The organism is Streptomyces sp. NPDC003036 (assembly GCF_040611175.1).
Classification (GTDB): domain Bacteria; phylum Actinomycetota; class Actinomycetes; order Streptomycetales; family Streptomycetaceae; genus Streptomyces.
The window spans coordinates 23,090-40,957 of the sequence record NZ_JBEXNO010000049.1 but is presented as its reverse complement, the minus strand read 5'-3'; the positions used below and the strand labels follow the sequence as shown (position 1 = coordinate 40,957).

At 72.9% G+C, this 17,868-nt stretch carries 14 protein-coding genes; 5 read left to right on the top strand and 9 right to left on the bottom strand.

Annotation, left to right across the window (positions count from 1 at the left end):
• Positions 1–3 precede the first annotated feature (3 nt).
• Positions 4–822, top strand: coding sequence for a GNAT family N-acetyltransferase (locus tag ABZX67_RS28795; RefSeq protein WP_355366082.1), 819 nt, complete (start codon positions 4–6; stop codon positions 820–822).
• Here ABZX67_RS28795 and ABZX67_RS28790 read toward each other — a convergent pair.
• The 3 genes from ABZX67_RS28790 to ABZX67_RS28780 form a co-directional block, all read right to left on the bottom strand.
• Positions 777–2,021: an alpha/beta hydrolase-fold protein gene (locus ABZX67_RS28790; protein ID WP_355366079.1), complete on the bottom strand. Its 1,245-nt coding sequence runs from the start codon at positions 2,019–2,021 to the stop codon at positions 777–779. The two genes, ABZX67_RS28795 and ABZX67_RS28790, sit on opposite strands and share 46 nt — an antisense overlap.
• A gap of 93 nt (positions 2,022–2,114) precedes the next feature.
• Positions 2,115–2,813 (bottom strand): response regulator transcription factor, encoded by a 699-nt coding sequence (locus ABZX67_RS28785; RefSeq protein ID WP_355366050.1) that lies wholly within the window; start codon positions 2,811–2,813, stop codon positions 2,115–2,117.
• Complete coding sequence (locus tag ABZX67_RS28780) at positions 2,810–4,084, bottom strand: PspC domain-containing protein (RefSeq protein WP_355366047.1); 1,275 nt, start codon at positions 4,082–4,084, stop codon at positions 2,810–2,812. The genes ABZX67_RS28785 and ABZX67_RS28780 overlap by 4 nt, the downstream gene beginning before the upstream one ends.
• A 181-nt stretch (positions 4,085–4,265) precedes the next feature.
• Between ABZX67_RS28780 and ABZX67_RS28775 the strand changes: the two genes are divergently transcribed.
• On the top strand, positions 4,266–5,603 hold the full coding sequence (locus ABZX67_RS28775; RefSeq protein WP_355366044.1) for a PspC domain-containing protein: 1,338 nt from the start codon (positions 4,266–4,268) through the stop codon (positions 5,601–5,603).
• Positions 5,590–5,853 (top strand): hypothetical protein, encoded by a 264-nt coding sequence (locus ABZX67_RS28770; protein WP_355366041.1) that lies wholly within the window; start codon positions 5,590–5,592, stop codon positions 5,851–5,853. The genes ABZX67_RS28775 and ABZX67_RS28770 overlap by 14 nt, the downstream gene beginning before the upstream one ends.
• Here ABZX67_RS28770 and ABZX67_RS28765 read toward each other — a convergent pair.
• Both ABZX67_RS28765 and guaA read right to left on the bottom strand, forming a co-directional pair.
• The gene (locus ABZX67_RS28765; RefSeq protein WP_355366038.1) at positions 5,760–6,269 is read right to left on the bottom strand and encodes a DoxX family protein; all 510 of its coding nucleotides are present in this window, start codon (positions 6,267–6,269) and stop codon (positions 5,760–5,762) included. The two genes, ABZX67_RS28770 and ABZX67_RS28765, sit on opposite strands and share 94 nt — an antisense overlap.
• 154 nt (positions 6,270–6,423) lie before the next feature.
• Positions 6,424–8,007, bottom strand: coding sequence for a glutamine-hydrolyzing GMP synthase (gene guaA / locus ABZX67_RS28760; protein WP_355366035.1), 1,584 nt, complete (start codon positions 8,005–8,007; stop codon positions 6,424–6,426).
• A gap of 311 nt (positions 8,008–8,318) precedes the next feature.
• On the opposite strand from guaA, the gene ABZX67_RS28755 reads away from it, so the two are divergent.
• Together ABZX67_RS28755 and ABZX67_RS28750 are read left to right on the top strand one after the other, a co-directional pair.
• Positions 8,319–8,609: a chorismate mutase gene (locus ABZX67_RS28755; RefSeq protein ID WP_355366032.1), complete on the top strand. Its 291-nt coding sequence runs from the start codon at positions 8,319–8,321 to the stop codon at positions 8,607–8,609.
• Between the two features lie 586 nt (positions 8,610–9,195).
• A complete protein-coding gene (locus tag ABZX67_RS28750) occupies positions 9,196–10,323 on the top strand; it encodes an LAETG motif-containing sortase-dependent surface protein (RefSeq protein ID WP_355366029.1) in 1,128 nt (375 codons plus the stop codon).
• A 71-nt stretch (positions 10,324–10,394) separates the two neighbouring features.
• On the opposite strand, the gene ABZX67_RS28745 is transcribed toward ABZX67_RS28750, so the two are convergent.
• The 4 genes from ABZX67_RS28745 to ABZX67_RS28730 all read right to left on the bottom strand — a co-directional run bounded on the left by ABZX67_RS28745 (position 10,395) and on the right by ABZX67_RS28730 (position 17,859).
• Positions 10,395–12,185, bottom strand: a complete 1,791-nt coding sequence (locus ABZX67_RS28745; protein ID WP_355366026.1) for a GMC family oxidoreductase — start codon at positions 12,183–12,185, stop codon at positions 10,395–10,397.
• Between the two features lie 44 nt (positions 12,186–12,229).
• Complete coding sequence (locus ABZX67_RS28740) at positions 12,230–13,879, bottom strand: succinic semialdehyde dehydrogenase (RefSeq protein WP_355366023.1); 1,650 nt, start codon at positions 13,877–13,879, stop codon at positions 12,230–12,232.
• A gap of 137 nt (positions 13,880–14,016) precedes the next feature.
• The gene (locus ABZX67_RS28735) at positions 14,017–16,089 is read right to left on the bottom strand and encodes a protein kinase (RefSeq protein WP_355366076.1); all 2,073 of its coding nucleotides are present in this window, start codon (positions 16,087–16,089) and stop codon (positions 14,017–14,019) included.
• Between the two features lie 99 nt (positions 16,090–16,188).
• Positions 16,189–17,859 (bottom strand): serine/threonine-protein kinase, encoded by a 1,671-nt coding sequence (locus tag ABZX67_RS28730; protein ID WP_355366020.1) that lies wholly within the window; start codon positions 17,857–17,859, stop codon positions 16,189–16,191.
• Between the last annotated feature and the right edge of the window lie 9 nt (positions 17,860–17,868).

The following is a 17,868-nucleotide window of genomic DNA, read 5'->3' as shown; positions in this document are numbered from 1 at the left end:
ACCATGGATCGCGACATCCCCGAAGGCACCACCGAAGGCGACCCTGCAGGCATCCCCGAAGGCATCGCCGACGACCTCCAGGACTGCGTCCGCACGCTGGCGCTGCGGTCCCCCGATCACCGCCGCGTGGGCCCCTTCGTCCTGCGCTACAACCCCGACTGGGACATCCCGCCCGCCAACTACGCCATCCCCGACGCGGGCGCAGCCCCCACCAAGGCGGAGATCGACGAACTGGTGGCTGCCTTCCGGGAACTGGAGCGGGTGCCGCGCCTGGAGTTCCAGCCGGCCTGCGCGCCGGAACTCGAACCGGCGCTGCTCGCAGCCGGGTTCACCGTCGAGCGGCGGGCGCCGCTGATGGCGTGCGCGCCGGGCGGGCTGCGGGAACCGGGGCCCGTCGACGGCATCGCCTTCGGCGAGCCGGCGGACGACGCCGCGTACGCCGCGGCCGCCTCCGTGCAGAACCTCGCGTACGGCGGGACCGGCGAGGCGAACGCGGGCGCGATCCGCTGGCTGCGCACGGCGGCGGCCGGCGGCGGTGTCGCCGGAATCGCGACGGACACCGCCGACGGCACGACGGTGGGGGCGGGCGGCTGCTCGGTGCCGGTGGACGGGCTGAGCGAGCTCGCCGGGCTGGCGGTCGCGGCGAGCCATCGGCGGCGGGGCATCGGCGGGGGCCTCTCGGCGTACCTGACGGCGACGGCGTTCGCGCGCGGCTGCCGGCTGGTGTGGCTGGAGCCGGCTGACGCGTCGATCGAGCGGATCTACGCGGGGATCGGCTACCGGCGGGTGTCGGAGAAGGTGGACATCTCGCTGGCTCCCTGACGACCGGGACCTCCGGGACCTCCGGGGCCCTGCGCCCCGGCGTCCCCGGCCCCGGCTCCGGCTCCGGCTCCGGAAGCGTCGCTCCGCGAAGCACCGGCCCCCATCCGTGCCGTCAGCCACTCGAAGACCGACGGCACCTCCCGCATCCAGGAGGCCGTGCGGTGGCCGCCCGCGACCTGGCGGACGTCGATCCGGGTCGGCGGCCGGGAGACGGCGCGCAGGTCCAGGCCCTGCTGGAAGCCGTCGTTCCCGTTCCCGGTGAACAGCATCGTGATCCTGGGCGGGGTCGCGGCCGCCTTCAGCAGGGTGAGTGGGTTGTGCCGGTGCCGCAGCTCCGGGTCCCGGCCGGTGAGCGAGGACGGCTCGGCGGCCGGGTCGTTGTAGCCGGACATGCTGATCGCGTACCCGTACCGGTCCGGGTGCGCCACCGCCAGCTTCGCGGCGCAGTGCGCGCCCGCCGAGTACCCGGCGAGGGCCCAGCCGTCGGGCGTGTCGAGGGCGCGGAAGGTGTCCACGACCATCCGGCGCACGTCGATGCTGAGCCACGAGTCGGCGTTCACCTTGCCCGGGACGTTGGCGCAGCCGGTGTCGGTGTCGCCGAGCAGGGTGGTGCGCGGCGACACCAGGATGAACGGCGCGACCGTGCCCTGCCGCATCAGCGGCTCCAGCTGCCTGCTCGCGTGCAGGCTGCCGAACCAGGACTTCGGGGAGCCGGGGAAGCCCGAGAGCAGCTCGACCACCGGGAACTTCCGGTCCTTGTACGCCGGGTCGTCGTACTGCGGCGGCAGCCACACGTACACCTCGGCCTCCACCCCGGAGATGCGGCCCTTCAGGGTGGTGCGCCGGACGCCCTCGCCCATGCCGGGGTCGTCGACCGGCTCGAAGGCCTGCCGCACCTTCGGCAGGTCGGCGACGCGCTTGCCGCCCGTGCCGTCGGGCCCGAGGTCGATCGCCGCGTCGACGTGGTCGCTGGTGCCGAGGAGGTCGCCCCAGCCGTCGTAGAGGCGGTTGGCGTTGTTGACGGCGACGAAGACCACGACGATCGCGGTGAGCTGGGCGAAGGCGACCATGCCGAGCCGGAGCGCGCCCCGCACGAGCGCCGGTCCGCGCAGCCGGGTCCACAGGACCAGCGGCAGCAGGACCGCGATCACGGCCAGCACGATCGCGGTCACGAAGAAGGGCGTACCCGTCAGGCTCATCACGGTCTGTAGGAGGGGCCCGGAACCGTGCGGGTTGCCCCGGTTATGTACCGATATCCGCGGACGGACCCGCGGACCGGAGACTCGGGAGACTCAGACGAGGCGGCGCGCCGTCGCCCAGCGGGTCAGCTCGTGCCGGTTGGACAGCTGCAGCTTCCTGAGCACCGCCGAGACGTGCGACTCGACCGTCTTCACCGAGATGAACAGCTGTTTGGCGATCTCCTTGTACGCGTACCCGCGCGCGATCAGCCGCAGCACCTCGCGCTCCCGCTGGGTCAGCCGGTCGAGGTCCTCGTCGACGGGCGGGGCGTCCGTCGAGGCGAAGGCGTCCAGCACGAACCCGGCCAGCCGGGGAGAGAACACCGCGTCGCCGTCCTGCACCCGGAAGACGGAGTCGACCAGGTCGGTGCCGGTGATCGTCTTGGTGACGTACCCGCGGGCGCCGCCCCGGATGACGCCGATGACGTCCTCGGCGGCGTCCGAGACCGACAGCGCCAGGAAGCGGACGGGGTTCTCGGCGTCGGCCATCAGCGGCGCGCAGCGGCGCAGCACCTCGACGCCGCCGCCACCCGGCAGGTGGACGTCGAGGAGGACCACCTCGGGGCGGTTCGCGGTGATCACGGAGACGGCCTCGTCGACGTCGGCGGCCTCACCGACCACCTCGACGCCGGTCGTCTCGGTCCGCCCGATCTCGGCCCGGACGCCGGTGCGGAACATCCGGTGGTCGTCGACGAGCACCACCCGCACCCGCCGCTCCACGGCCTCCGTGGAAGCCGTCGTGTCCTCGGTCATGCGTCGTCCGCCCTCTCCATCTCGAGCTCCACTTCGGTGCCGTCCCCGGGCACCGACCGCAGCCGCGCCGTGCCGCCGTTGCGCTGCATCCGGCCGATGATCGATTCTCGTACGCCCATCCGGTCGGCGGGGACCGCGTCCAGGTCGAAGCCGGGCCCCCGGTCCCGTACGGAGACGAAGACGGTACGGCCCTCCACCTCGGCGTACACCTGTACGGCCCCGCCCCCGCCACCGTACTTGGCGGCGTTGACCATCGCCTCGCGCGCGGCCTGCATCTGCGCGGCCAGTCTCTCGTCCAGCGGGCAGTCGCCGACGACCACGACCTCCAGGGGGACGCCGTGCGTGTCCTCGACCTCGGCGGCGGTGCGCTTCACGGCCTCGGCGAGGGTCTCGGGCTCCTGGTCCTCGTCCTTGCCGGTGCCCTCCGGCTTGTACAGCCAGTTGCGCAGCTCGCGCTCCTGGGCGCGGGCGAGGCGGCGGACCTCGCCCGGGTCGTCGGCGCTGCGCTGGATGAGCGTGAGGGTGTGCAGGACGGAGTCGTGGACGTGGGCGGCGACCTCGGCGCGCTCCTGGGCGCGGATGCGCATGGTCCGCTCCTCGGAGAGGTCCTGCGACATCCGCACCAGCCAGGGCCCGGCGAGCAGGGCCATGCCGGCCAGTACGGCTATGGCGGCGGTGAGCGCGGTGCCCAGCTGCGCGGCCGAGCCGCGCACCACCATGAAGACGGTCAGGCCCATGCCGACGAGGGCCACCCCGGCCAGGCCGCGGGCGAGCTGGAAGAGGCGCTTGCGGCGGCCGGAGCGGGTCCACTGGGCCCGGCGCGCGTTGTCCGCCTGGCGCCAGACCAGGACGACACCGACCCCGACGAGCAGGATCGGCCAGACGTACCGGTTCGCCTCGCCGCCCAGGTTGACGCTGCTGACGAAGGCGCCGGCGCCGATCGTCAGCGCGATGAGGGCGACGATCTGGCCCTTGTCGGGCTTGCGGAGGCGGCGCCGCCCGTCGGAGGTCGTCTCGAAGACGGAACGTGGCTCGGCGGCCCTGCCCCCGACACCGAGCGGGACGACGATCCAGAAGACGGCGTACAGCAGCACGCCGAGGCCGTCGGCCATGAAGAGGGCGAGGAAGACGAACCGCACCCAGATCACGGGCAGCCCCAGGTGCCCGGCGAGGCCCCGCGCGACACCGCCGAGCATCCGCCCGTCGGCGCTGCGGTAGAGCTTGCGCACGGGCGGCTCGTCGGTCTCGGGCGGACGGGTGGCGGCGGGCATGGTCCGATCGTCACACGGCATCCGGCCTCCCCACATCAGGGTCGACCCCCTACGCGGCCCTGAGAACGCCTCCGCGGGAACGCCCCCGTGGGAACGCCTCCCGGGGCTCGGGGGCGATATCAGGGACGGGCCAGGGTCGGCCCCGGTGCCGCCGGGGCGCCCGGGCCGCCACCATGGACGTATGACCAGCACGACTCCCGTGCCGCCCGAGGAGGCGCCCGAAGGGTCGGGCGTGCCCGCGCCCGCCCCCCATCCGCCGCTGCGCCGCGCGCGTCGCCGGCACAAGGTGGTGGCCGGGGTCTGCGGCGGCCTCGGCCGGCACTTCGACCTCGACCCGGTGATCTTCCGGGTGGCGGTCGGCGTCCTCGCCGTCACCGGCGGCCTCGGCCTGCTCTTCTACGGCTTCGCCTGGCTGCTGATCACCGCCGAGGGCGAGGAGGAGAACGAGGCGCGCCGGCTGCTGTCGGGCCGCGTCGACGGCGCCTCGCTGACGGCCGTGCTGATGGCGCTCGTCGGCTGCGGGCTGTTCCTGTCGATGCTCGGCAACAGCAGCACCATCTCCTTCTCCCTGCTGCTGGTCATAGCCGTGAGCGGCGCGGCCGTCTGGTCCCAGAGGCGCCGGCTGACGGTCGACGGGGAGGTGCCGCAGGCCCCGGCGGCGGCGCACGCGGTGGCGCACGCGGTCGCGGAGGCGCCGCCCGAGACGCAGGCCCCGCCGCCGCCCGCGGCGCCGTCGTGGTGGCGGGACCCGATCGTCAAGGACGGTACGACGGGGCCGCTGCCGCTGGGCTACCTGTGGGGCCCCGAGGACGCGGCGGGCGCCCAGGACGCGGTCCGTGCCCGCCCCACCGGGAGCGCCTGGCGACCGGCACCCCCCGCCACCGCCGCCCCGCGCTCGATCGGCGGCCTGGTCCTCCTGCTCGCGCTCCTGGCGGGCGCACTCGGCACGGCGGTGCCCTGGGGGTCGCAGCCGCTCGGTACGTGCCTGCAGACGGGTCTCGCGTGCGCGCTGGGCGTCCTCGCCCTCGGCCTCGCGGTCAGCTCGTTCCTGGGCCGCACCGGCTTCGGCACGGTCTTCATGACGGTCGTGACGGCGCTGCTGCTGGCGGGCGCCTCCCTCGTCCCGCGGCAGATCGACACCGAGTGGACCCGTACGACGTGGCGGCCGGCCACGGTCGCGGACGTCCAACCCCGGTACGCCGTGGGCAGCGGCGTCGGCACGGTGGACCTCTCCAAGGTGGCCGTCCCCCCGAAGCGCACCCTGAGCACCTCGGCGGAGGTGGGCGCCGGCCGCCTGGAGGTGGTCGTCCCCCGGAACGTGACCGTGACGGTGCACGCCCAGGTGGGCCTCGGTGACGTGCGGCTTCCGGCCGACCCGGCCGATGACGTCGACATCGCGCCGGACCGGGACACGACCCGTACGATCCCCCCGCCCCGGGGCCTGCCCCCGGCGGGCACCCTGCACCTCACGCTGAACGCCGCGCTCGGACTGGTGGAGGTCACCCGTGCTGCGTCATGAGTTCCGCCCGGGCCGGCTGATCGCGGGCGCCACGGGCCTGGCGATCGCCGTCCTGTACGCGGGCGACGCCGCCGGTTCCTGGCACACGCCCTGGTACGCGGTGATACCGCTGCTCTGCGGCGGGCTGGGTCTCGCGGGCGCGGCCGCCTGGGTCGCCTACCGGCTGCGCCGGCGCCGCGCGGCGCGCACCGCGTCGACGGAGAGCACGGACGCCCCGGCGAGCACCAGCGGCAGCCACGCCATGAGGTAGGCGAGGTCGTTGCCGTAGTAGTACGGGTCGGACTGCCAGCTCACGGTCAGCCACAGGCTCAGCGAGATGAGCGCCCCACCGGCCGCCGCGAGCCGCGCGAACAGCCCAAGCAGCGTCGCGGCCCCGACGGCCAGCTCCCCGAAGGCGATGGCCTGCCCGAACGCCTCCGGGTTCTTCAGCGCCACGTCGACCAGCCACGGCACGGCGGAGGAGTCCCGTACGGACCGCATGAGCTCCCCGACCGAGCCGGCGCCGGACGCGGCCAGGAACCGGTCGTCGGTGAGCTTGTCGAGCCCGGCGTAGACGAAGGTGACGCCGAGGAAGATCCGCAGCGGCAGCAGCGCGTAGCGCGAGGCCGCCGCCCGCAGCCCCCGGGGCGCCCCCGTCTCCGTCGTCCGGTACGTGTGCCCACCCATCCCCGACCTGCCTCTCCACCGCATGAACCGATTGTCCGGCCCCACCCCATGGATACGCGACGGAAGGACCACCGGTTCAGCGTGCGGCGTCGTACGACGAAGCCGCCGCCCCCTCGGGGGACGGCGGCTTCATCCGGCTACGCCCGGAGTGGGGTCACTCCCACTCGATGGTGCCCGGCGGCTTGCTGGTCACGTCCAGCACCACGCGGTTGACGTCGCGCACCTCGTTGGTGATGCGCGTCGAGATGCGGGCCAGCACGTCGTACGGCATCCGCGTCCAGTCGGCGGTCATCGCGTCCTCGGACGAGACGGGCCGCAGGACGATCGGGTGGCCGTACGTGCGCCCGTCACCCTGGACGCCCACGCTGCGCACATCGGCGAGCAGGACGACCGGGCACTGCCAGATGTCGCGGTCCAGGCCGGCCGCGGTGAGCTCCTCGCGGGCGATGGCGTCGGCCTCGCGCAGCAGGTCCAGGCGGTCCTTGGTGACCTCGCCGACGATGCGGATGCCGAGGCCGGGGCCCGGGAAGGGCTGGCGCTGGACGATCTCCTCCGGCAGGCCGAGCTCCTGGCCGACCATCCGGACCTCGTCCTTGAACAGCTTGCGCAGCGGCTCGATCAGCTTGAACTCGAGGTCCTCGGGGAGCCCGCCCACGTTGTGGTGGGACTTGATGTTCGCCGTGCCCGTACCGCCGCCCGACTCGACGACGTCCGGGTAGAGGGTGCCCTGGACGAGGAACTCGACCGGCTGGTCGTCCGGCGCCTCGGCGATGATCTCGGCCTGGGCCTGCTCGAAGACGCGGATGAACTCACGGCCGATGATCTTGCGCTTCTCCTCGGGGTCGGAGACCCCGGCGAGCGCGGCGAGGAACCGCTCCTGCGCGTCGACGACCTTCAGCTGGACGCCGGTCGCCGCCACGAAGTCCTTCTCGACCTGCTCGGTCTCGCCCTTGCGCATCAGCCCGTGGTCGACGTACACGCAGGTCAGCTGCGAGCCGATGGCCTTCTGGACGAGCGCGGCCGCCACGGCGGAGTCGACGCCGCCGGACAGGCCGCAGATCGCGCGCTTGTCGCCGACCTGGGCGCGGATCGCCTCGATCTGCTCCTCGATGACGTTCCCGGTGGTCCAGTCGGGGCGCAGGCCCGCGCCGCGGTAGAGGAAGTGCTCCAGGATCTGCTGGCCGTGCGTGGAGTGCATCACCTCGGGGTGGTACTGCACGCCGTACAGCTTCTTCTCGTCGTTCTCGAAGGCGGCGACCGGCACGACGTCCGTGGACGCGGTGACGGTGAAGCCCTCGGGCGCGGCGGAGCAGGCATCGCCGTGCGACATCCACACCGGCTGCTCGGCGGGGGTGCCCTCGAAGAGGGTGGAGGAGACCTTGCTGACGTGCAGCGGCGTACGGCCGTACTCGCGCGCGCCGGTGTTGTCGACGGTGCCGCCGAGGGTCGTGGCCATCAGCTGGAAGCCGTAGCACATGCCGAAGACGGGGACGCCGGCCTCGAAGATCTCGCGGTCGAGGGTGGGGGCGCCTTCCTCGTACACGGAGGACGGGCCGCCGGAGAGGATGATCGCCTTCGGGTTCTTGGCCAGCATCTCGGCCACCGGCATGGTGGACGGGACGATCTCGCTGTAGACCCGCGCCTCACGGACGCGTCGGGCGATGAGCTGGGCGTACTGCGCGCCGAAGTCGACGACGAGTACGGCGTCGGGCGCGGCAGCGGGATTCGCTGATGACACTACGGCGGCCTTCCGGCGGTGGGAGGAGGGGCTGTACGCCAATTCTACCGGCGTGTCCGCGCGACCTTTCGTCTCACCATCCGAACCCACGGTTGCCCGGATGGTCGGATGCACCATACTTGCCCCCATGCACAAGCAGCCGATCTACGTCTTTACCTATGGCACCGGGCCCGTCCGGCTGCCATGGTCGTGCTGCTTGAGCAACTGACAAGCGACTTCCCAGGCGCCCCGGGCCGACAAGGTCCGGGGCGCCTGTCGTTTCCGGGCCATGCCGCCCCGGGGCACCGCTCACCGAACGAGGAGCCCCCGCCATGACCGCACTCGACTCGCTCGACAAGACCGGCGCGCGCACGGACGACGCCGCGGAGCTGATCGCCGGCGCGCGCGAGCGCATCGACGCGCTCGACGACCGGATCATCGGCCTGATCCAGGAACGGGTGGCCATCTCGGCCGTCATCCAGGAGGCCCGCATCTCCTCCGGCGGCCGCCGCGTGAACCTGGCCCGCGAGATGGAGATCCTGGCCCACTACCGCTCCGCGCTGGGCAAGCCGGGCACCGCGCTCGCGATGACGATGCTGGAGCTGTGCCGGGGCCGTATCTGAGGCCGTATCTGAGTTCGGGCGCACCCTCACCCGTACGGCGCGTGACCGCGCGGTACCGGCCTTCGTTGGATCGGTTGTCCGTGTCAGCCAGGGGCGGGCCGAAGAAACCACGCGTGGCTCCGCTGGAGCGTGTGGCGTACCCGTCGGGTACGTCGTGGGACCTCGCTCCAGCGTGCGTGACCGGACGGCAGGGGACAGCAGCCCGGTCACCCGAAAAAGCGGTCGGCTCCGGGGACGCCCGGAGCCGACCGCATCCGGTCCGGACCGCAGTCCCGTTCCCGGTCCCCGTATGACGCCGATGCTGTACGCCGAGACGGTGTACGCCGACGACCAAGGCCCCGCGGTGGGGATGACCGCGGGGCCTTGGTGTGCGCCGGCCCGCCGAGGCGCACGGCGGCCGGACGATAGGCCATTCGCGTGACGCGGGTCACATAAAGTTTTCGTCAGTTGGCGCACAACCATCCCCTCCAGTCACGGGTCATGCATGCGGAAACAACGGCCACACCCGTGACACCCCCACCTCGGGAGGCGGCCCGCCAGACTCCGTGCCGTGTGATGCGGCACGCCCAGACCACAGAGGTCTTGAATGAAGCTTCGCCGCGCCATGGCGGTCGCCGCCGCGACCGCCGTCATCGCCCCTGCCGCCTTCCTGGCGGCTCCGGCCGCGTACGCGACGGACGGCACCACCAGCACGACCTCTACCGGCGGCGCCGGGGAGCAGGGCACCACCACGCCCGACACGACGACGCCGGACACGACGAACCAGGACACCACGACGTCCGGCTCGACGACCCCGGACAACGCGGGCACCACCGAGGGCGAGAAGCCGGCCGCTGAGGGCGAGAAGCCCGCGGCTGAGGGCGAGAAGCCGGCCGCTGAGGGTGAGAAGCCCGCGGCCGAGGAGAAGCCGGCCACCGGCGAGAAGCCCGCCGACAAGCCCGCCGCTGAGGGTGAGAAGCCGGCCACCGGCGACAAGCCCGCCAAGGAAGAGGAGGGCGAGGGCGAGGGCGACGAGGAGTTCGCGTGCGAGGAGGGCTCCGTCTCGGTCTCCCTCGGCGGCTTCCCGAACAAGATCACGGCTGGTAGCGGCTGGAAGAACTTCACGTTCAACGTGAAGAACACCGGCAAGCAGGACATCCGCGACCTCAACGTCTTCACCGCCGCCACCTACGCGGACGAGATGGAGAGCGAGGAAGCGAACAAGCTCGTCGACAAGTACGCCCACTTCGAGTACAAGGACCCCGAGTCCGGCGAGTGGATCAACGACTTCGAGGGCAGCGGCGTCAACAACGGCGTCTTCTTCGGCCAGTTCGACCTGGACGCCGGCAAGCAGGTCACCATCGACCTCCGCGTGAAGATCGACAAGGGCGCGCCCGCAGGCGACGGCCTGGCGATCGCCGTCGGCGCCTACGACAACGGCGCCGAGGACGAGTCGTACAAGTGCTTCGAGAACGGCGACATGTACCCGTTCCAGGTCCTCGCGGCCGGCAAGACGCCGGGTGAGGTCGAGGACGCCAAGCCTTCCGGCGAGAAGCCGAAGACCGACGTGAAGCCGCAGGGTGAGGCCAAGCCGCTGCCCGTCACCGGCAACCTCGCCGAGACCGGTTCGTCGTCGATGCTGCCGGTGATCGGTATCGCCGGTGGTATCACCATCGTCGCCGGTGCCGGTGTCGTCTTCGCGATGCGTCGTCGCAACAGCGGCGCCACCGCGTAACCAGCACGCACACGGACAAGAGAGGCGCTGCACTCGGAGGGGGGTGCAGCGCCTCTCGTGTGTCCGGACGCTCAGGACTTCGGCGGGACCGTGGGGATGCCGAGGAACGGGAGCTTCAGGGCCGCGAAGGCGTCCGCCGGGACCGCCGGGGACTTGGGTTCGACCGGGGTGAGGCGTTCGTAGGCGGCGCCCTGGCGGGGGCGGGGGTCCGGTTCGCCCTTGTTGGGCCAGAAGGACATGGCGCGCTCGGCCTGGGCCGTGATGGTGAGGGACGGGTTCACGCCGAGGTTGGCGGAGACGGCCGCGCCGTCGACGACCGAGATGCCCGGATGGCCGTAGAGGCGGTGGTACGGGTCGATGACGCCGCCCTCGGCCGTCGCGCCGATCGCGCAGCCGCCCAGGAAGTGCGCGGTGAGCGGGGTGCCCATGAGCTCGCCGATGTTGGAGCCGGCGAAGCCGTTGATCTCCTCGGCGAGGAGGGAGGCCGCGCGCGTGCCCTCCGGGATCTGCTTGGGGTTCGGGGCGCCGTGGCCCTGGCGGGCGGTGAGGAGGCCCTTCCCGATGCCGTCGCGCTTGCGGTAGGTGGTGAGGGAGTTGTCCAGGGACTGCATGACCAGGCCGATGATGGTCTTCTCCGACCAGCGGCGGTTGGAGAACGAGCGCAGCGCGAGCAGCGGGTGGCGGGCGACGTTGCCGAGCCAGGCCGCGACGCGGTGGTCGGAGTACGGCACCTGGAGGATGGAGAGGGACCCCATGGCGTTGGAGCCCTTGCCGTAGCGGACCGGCTCGATGTGGGTGTTGGCGTCGGGGTGGATGGAGGACGTGATCGCGACGCCGCGCGTGAAGTCGGCGCGGCGGTGGCCGTGGCGCTTGCGGTAGCGGCGGTCCGTGGTCTGGGAGCCGACCAGCGCCTCCGAGTTCGTACGGGTCAGCTCGCCGAGGCGGCTGGAGATGCGGGGCAGCTTCCCCTCGTCCTTCATGCGGTGCAGCAGGGTCTGCGTGCCGTACGTGCCCGCCGCGACGACGACGTACCGGCAGCGCAGCGTGCGCGGGGCGGCCTTGCGGCGGCGGTGCGTGGGGACGGTCGTGACCAGGTAGCCGTCGCCCGAGGCCGACTCGGTGAGGGCGGTGACCGTGGTCATGGGGTGGATGACCGCCCCGGCCTTCTCGGCGAGGTGCAGGTAGTTCTCGGTGAGGGTGTTCTTGGCGCCGTGCCGGCAGCCGGTCATGCACGCGCCGCACTCCGTGCAGGCGCTCCGGGCGGGGCCGGCCCCGCCGAAGTACGGGTCGGGCACCTGCGAACCGGGCGTGGTCTTCGCCGTGCCGTCCGCGTCCCGCCCGTCTCCGAAGAAGACGCCGACCGGCGCCAGGTGGAAGGTGTCGCCGACGCCCATCGCCTCGGCCGTCGCCTTGAGGTGGACGTCCGAGGGCGTCATGGTCGGGTTGAGCCGTACGCCCAGCATGCGCTTGGCCTGGTCGTAGTAGGGGGCGAGCTCCGCCTGCCAGTCCGTGATGGACGCCCACTGCTTGTCCTGGAAGAAGGGCGCGGGCGGTACGTAGAGGGTGTTGGCGTAGTTGAGGGAGCCCCCGCCGACACCGGCGCCCGCCAGGACCATGACGTTACCGAGCAGATGGATGCGCTGGATGCCGAAGAGGCCGAGGGCCGGGGCCCAGAGGTAGTTCTTCACGTCCCAGGAGCTCTTGGGGAGCGTCTCCCGCGTGAAGCGGCGGCCCGCCTCCAGGACACCGACCCGGTAGCCCTTCTCCGTGAGGCGGAGTGCCGAGACCGAGCCGCCGAAGCCGGAGCCGACGACGATGACGTCGTAGTCGTACGCGGAAGGCGATTCGTCCTGCTGGGGCATGGGCTCTCCTCGTACCGTACCGAAGGGGGAAAGGGTCGAAGGGTCTAGCGGAAGCGGAGCGCCTTCATCAGTCGCAGGCTGTGGCTCATGAACGCCGCGTACTTCTCGTCGTCCATGCCGAAGGACGGCGCCAGCGGCATCAGCCGCTGCTGCGCGACCGTCTGGGCCTCGGTGTACTTGAGGATGCCCTCGGAGCCGTGACGGCGGCCGAGGCCCGAGTCCTTCATGCCGCCCATGGGCGACTGGACGCTGCCGTACGCCGGGGCGTAGCCCTCGTTGATGTTGACCGTGCCGGTACGCAGGCGGGCGGCAATGGCGTGGCCGCGGCGGCCGTCCTTCGTCCAGACGGACGCGTTGAGGCCGTACGCGGTGGCATTGGCGCGCTCGACGACCTCGTCCTCGTCCGTGAAGCGGTAGATCGACACGACCGGGCCGAAGGTCTCCTCGGCGCAGACGGACATCGGTTCCTGGACGCCCTCCAGGATGGTCGGCTCGTAGAAGAGCGGGCCGATGTCGGGGCGGGCGACGCCGCCCGTGATGAGCGTGGCGCCCTTGGCGACGGCCTCGTCGACGTGCCGGGTCACCGTCTCCAGCTGGCGCTCGCCGACGAGTGAGCCCATGTCGGCGCCGTACGCGAGGGAGTTGCCGAGCCGCATCGCCTTCGTACGGGCGGCGAAGCGCTCGATGAAGTCGTCGGCTATCGACGCGTGGACGTACAGCCGCTCGATGGAGATGCACAGCTGGCCGGCGGAGGAGAAGCAGGCGCGGACGGCGCCGGCGGCGGCCTTCTCCACGTCCGCGTCGTGGAGGACCAGCATGGCGTTCTTGCCGCCGAGTTCGAGGGAGACGCCGACGAGCCGGGCGGCGGCGCCCTGGGCGACCTCGCGGCCGGTGCGGGTGGAGCCGGTGAAGGAGACGTAGTCGGCGTGCTTGACGACCTCCGGGCCGACGACCGGGCCGTCCCCGAGCACGACCTGGAAGACCTCGGCCGGGAGACCGGCTTCGATGAGCAGGTCCCGCGCCCAGAGGGCGGTCAGCGCCGTCTCGGTGTCGGGCTTCATGACCACCGCGTTGCCGGCGACGAAGGCGGGCAGCGCGTCGCCGACGGAGAGTTCGAGGGGGTAGTTCCAGGGGGCGATCTGGCCGACGACCCCGCGCGGCTGGCGCAGCTCCGTCACCTTCGTGAGCGTCGGTACGACTCCGGTGTGGCGCTTCGGCTTCAGGTACGCGCCCGCGCGGCGGCCGTAGTGGCGGGCCGCGACGGCGACGGCCAGGACCTCCTCGTGGGCGTGCAGGCGCGCCTTGCCGGTCTCCAGCTGGATCAGGTCGAGTACCTCGGCCTGGCGCTGGAGGACCAGGTCGTGGAAGCGGAGGAGCACGGCGGCGCGGGCGCGGACCGGGGTCGCGGCCCAGACGGGCTGGGCGGCGCGGGCGCGCGCGAACGCCTCGGCGACGTCCTCGGGGGTGGACTCCGGCAGGTCGGCCAGCTTCTCGCCGGTGAACGGCGTGTGGTTGGCGGTGCGGCCGGAGCCGACGACGCCGCGCGTGAGCTGGGCGACCACCTCGGGCGTGACCACATCGGCGGCGGTGCGGGCGCCCGCCGGGGCGGGGGCCACGGGGTTCGTGCCGAGCCCCTTCGTCGCGGTGGGGGCGGTGGTGGCCCGCGTCTCCGTGGTGTCGGTCGTGTCCGTCATGGGGGCGAGGGTATGCGGAATGCGGGGCGCGCGGTACCCGCCGGTAACAGCTTTTCGCGGGACCCTCACACCGCGCCAGTGATCACTGGCAAATAAGCCCTGATCAGGGGCTCAGAGACTCAGGGACTCAGGGCTCGTCAGGCGTGCCGCGCGCGGAAGGAATCCAGGACCGTGTCGAAATGGCGCTTCAGCTCGTCGAGGCGCGTGAGCGGCGCCGAGACCCACACGTTGTAGAGGCGGCCGCCCTCGTCCCAGCAGATGTCGTACGTACGCCGGGGGCCCTTGCCGTCCGCGAATCCGTTCCAGGTGAACTCGCGGAGGGCGGCGGGAAGGCCGTTGTGCGTGGTGGGGGTGACCTTGGCGTCGCGGTAACCGGGGTTGGTGCCCGGCCCGTTGGCGTCGGCGCGGCGCATCGCCGCCAAGGGGCCGCCCTCGACGGGGCGGCGGACCCGGATGCCGATCCGGTACGCCTTGTCGGGTGACACGTAGTAGACGCGCTGGCCGTCGGTACTGCGGACGTATCCCTCCGGGACGACGAGGGAGAAGCCCTCGGGATCGGAGACGGCGCGGTACCCGGCGGGTACGGGGGTGGAGCGGGACGGGTCCGGGGAGGGCGCGGGAGTGGGGCTGTCCTGAGGTCTCTGCGGCGGGGCCGTGACGGTCGCCACGGGCGGCCCGGCGCTGCCGCCGCCGGTGTCGCCGGGGTCGTCGCGCAGGACGAGCACGCCTGCCGCGCCCGCCCCGGCGAGCGCTGCGGCGGCGGCCAGCACGCTGGCGGCGACGACGGGGGTGCGGAGGGGGCGCGTGCGGTAGGCGGTGGGCGTGGGGCGGGTGACGGCGGAGTGGGGTGGGGGTGGGGGGTTGGGGGCGGCGGATGCCGGGGGGATGGTGGGGGTGCTGGGGCTCGTCGCGGCCGTCGCGGCCGTCGCGGCGCTCCCGGCGGGGGGAGGAGGCGCGGGGGCTGCGTCAGCAGGGCCGCTGGAGCCGGTAGGTCCGGGTGCGGCGTCGGAGGCCTCTGAGGCACTGGGGGCGCTGGAGGGGCTGGTGCCGCGTGAGCCGCCCGAGGCGCTGGTGCCGCGTGAGCCGCCCGAGGCGCTGGTGCCGGGCGTGCTCGGAGAGCCGCCAGAGCCGGGTGCGACGGCTGAGCCACCGGAGCCGCCAGAGCCCGGTGCGACGGCTGAGCCACCGGAGCCACCGGAGCCGCCCGGCGCCTGCCGGAAGGGCCGGTGCGGCCAGTGCAGCAGTTCCGACCGCTGAGGCCCCTCTGATGCTTCCGCTCCCCGGGCCGGGGGCCCCTCCGACTCCCGGGACCGCTGGGCATCGCGCGCACGCTGGGAGCGCTGCGACCGCTGGGACCGCTGCGACCACCTGCTCCGGGGCCGCTCGCTGCCGTCCTCCGCCTCATCCCGCGCCCGGGCGTGGCCGGGCTCCGGAGGCCGCCCGGCCCGTGGCGGCGGCTCGTACAGCGGGGTCGTCCCCGTCGCCGCGTACGCCCGCAGTAGCCGCTCCGCCTCCGCCGCGCCGATCCTGCGCTCCGGGTCGCGCTCCAGCAGCCCGCGTACCAGCGGCATCAGCGGTCCGGCCGCCGCCGGTGGCCGGACCTCCTCCTCCACGACCGCGTGCAGCACCCCGCCCAACGAGTCGCGGTGGAACGGCGACTGGCCGGTCAGCGCCGCGCACAGCAGCGCGCCCAGCGACCACAGGTCCGTCTCCGGTCCCGCCTGCGCGCCCTGCATCCGCTCCGGGGCGGTGTACTCGGGCGAGCCGACGAACATCCCCGCCTCCGTGAGCGTCGTCGCACCCGCGAGGTGTGCGATGCCGAAGTCGGTGAGGACGACCCGTCCGGTGCCGTCCTCCAGCAGGACGTTGGCGGGCTTGAGGTCGCGGTGCAGCACCCCGAGCGCGTGCGCGGCGCGCAGCGCGCCCAGCAGCGCGAGCCCGATGCGCGCCGCCTCGGGCGCGTCGACCGGGCCGCGTACCGCCAGCAGTTCGGCGAGCGAGAGGCCCTCGACGAGCTCCATCACGATGTACGGGGTGCCGTCCTCCTCGACCACGTCGTGGACGCAGATGACGTTCGGGTGGTGTACGCGGGCGACGGCGCGCGCCTCGCGCAGCGAGGAGTGGGGGGTGGCTCCGGCGTCGACGTGGATCTCCTTGACGGCCACCCGGCGGCCGAGGAGCTCGTCGTACGCCCGCCAGACCGTCCCCATACCGCCACGGCCGAGCCGGGACTCCAACCGGTAACGATCGGCGATCCGCCGCTGCTGCCCCAGTCCGGACACGGCACATCCCCTCTGCTCGCGCCGAGGTCACTCCTCGGCGGGACGCCAGCCGCGCAGCACGATGTCGAACTGCTTCCGAGTGGTCGCCCAGTCCTCGGCCGGGGACGACATGTACAGCGCGTACTCGGTTCCGTCGTCCGTGTAGTACACCTGGTCGATCGCGCGTCGCTCCCCCGCGTTGTCCTTGGTCTCCACCCAGGTGAACTCCCACAGACAGGATTCCAGTTGATCACGGAACGTGTTCGTTTGCAGCTGCTTCCGTGCATACTGCGGCAGCCGTTTCCGCAGGCTTTTCTCGATGTCGCTCATGTGCAGGCACGGCGTCTCGAAGTCCGGCGCCGGGTCCTTGCTGATCCGGATGAGGTGGCGGCCGTTGTCAGGGGTGTAGTCGATCTGGTCCCCCTCCATGCGCCGCTCCCAGCCCTCGGGCACAAAAAGGCTGAAACCTTCCGGGTCCTTGACGCGTTCCCAGCCGTCCGGGGCGGCCGTCGGCAGGGCGCGCTCGGGGCCGCTGCCGGCGTCGTCCCCGTACCGCGTCACGGCGAATCCGGCGGCGCTGCCGACGACGGCGGCCAGGGCGACGACGAGGACGGCCGTACGCAGGCGGCGCCCGGCGCCCCCGTCCTTGGCGGCCGTGGCGGCCGAGGCCGACTCGGCGGATCCGGCGGACCCGGCGGATACGACCGACCCTGAGGTCTCCTCGCCCGGCCGCGCGTCCACCTTGGTGGGCGCCTCGCGCCGGTCGCCCGTCGCCCTCGTCGCCCTCGTCTCCGTCGCCTCCGTCCCCTCCGTCGCGGCGGCGCGGTCCGCCTCGTCGACGCGCCGCGTCGGCACGTACGCCTGGGCGGCGGCCGGGGTGCGGCCCTCCATGGCCTCCAACAGCATGCGTGCGGTCTCGGCGGCGTCCGGGCGGTCCGCCGGGTCCTTGCGCAGCAGCGCGGTGATGACGGGCGCGAGCGGCCCGGCGTGCTCGGCGGGCGGCGGCTCCTCGGTCACGACGGCCTGCATCGTGCTGAGGGGAGACGAGCGGCGGAAGGGCGAGGCGCCCTCGACCGCCGCGTACAGCGTGGCGCCCAGCGACCACAGGTCGGAGGCCGGGCCGGGGGAGCCGCCCCGTACCCGCTCGGGCGCCAGGTAGTCGATGGAGCCGACGAGTTCCCCGGTACGGGTGATGGTCGCGTCGCCCTCGATGGCGGCGATCCCGAAGTCGGTGAGCAGCACGCGACCGTCGCGGGCCAGCAGGACGTTGCCGGGCTTGACGTCCCGGTGGAGCACCCCTGCGGCGTGCGCGGCACGCAGCGCACTCACCACGTGCCTGCCGATGCGGGCCGCCTCGCGCGCCTCGATACGGCGGTTTTCGGCCTCCTTGGCGGCGTCGGCGAGGGACGGCCCGTCGACGTACTGCATCACGATCCAGGGCCGGTCGTCGTGTTCCAGTACGTCGTGGACGGTGACGACGCCGGGGTGGCTGATGCGGGCGGCGGCGCGCGCTTCCTTCTGCGTACGGGCGTGGAGGACGATCCGGTCGGCCTCCGACGCGTACCGTCCCGCCGTCAGTTCCTTGACGGCGACCGTCCGGTGGAGGAGCTCGTCATGGGCCCGCCATACCTTGCCCATGCCGCCGCGACCGATGGATTCGGCCAATCTGTAACGCCCGGCCAGTACCAGACCCTTGGCCGTTTCCTCAGAGTGTTCCACTTGCCCCCG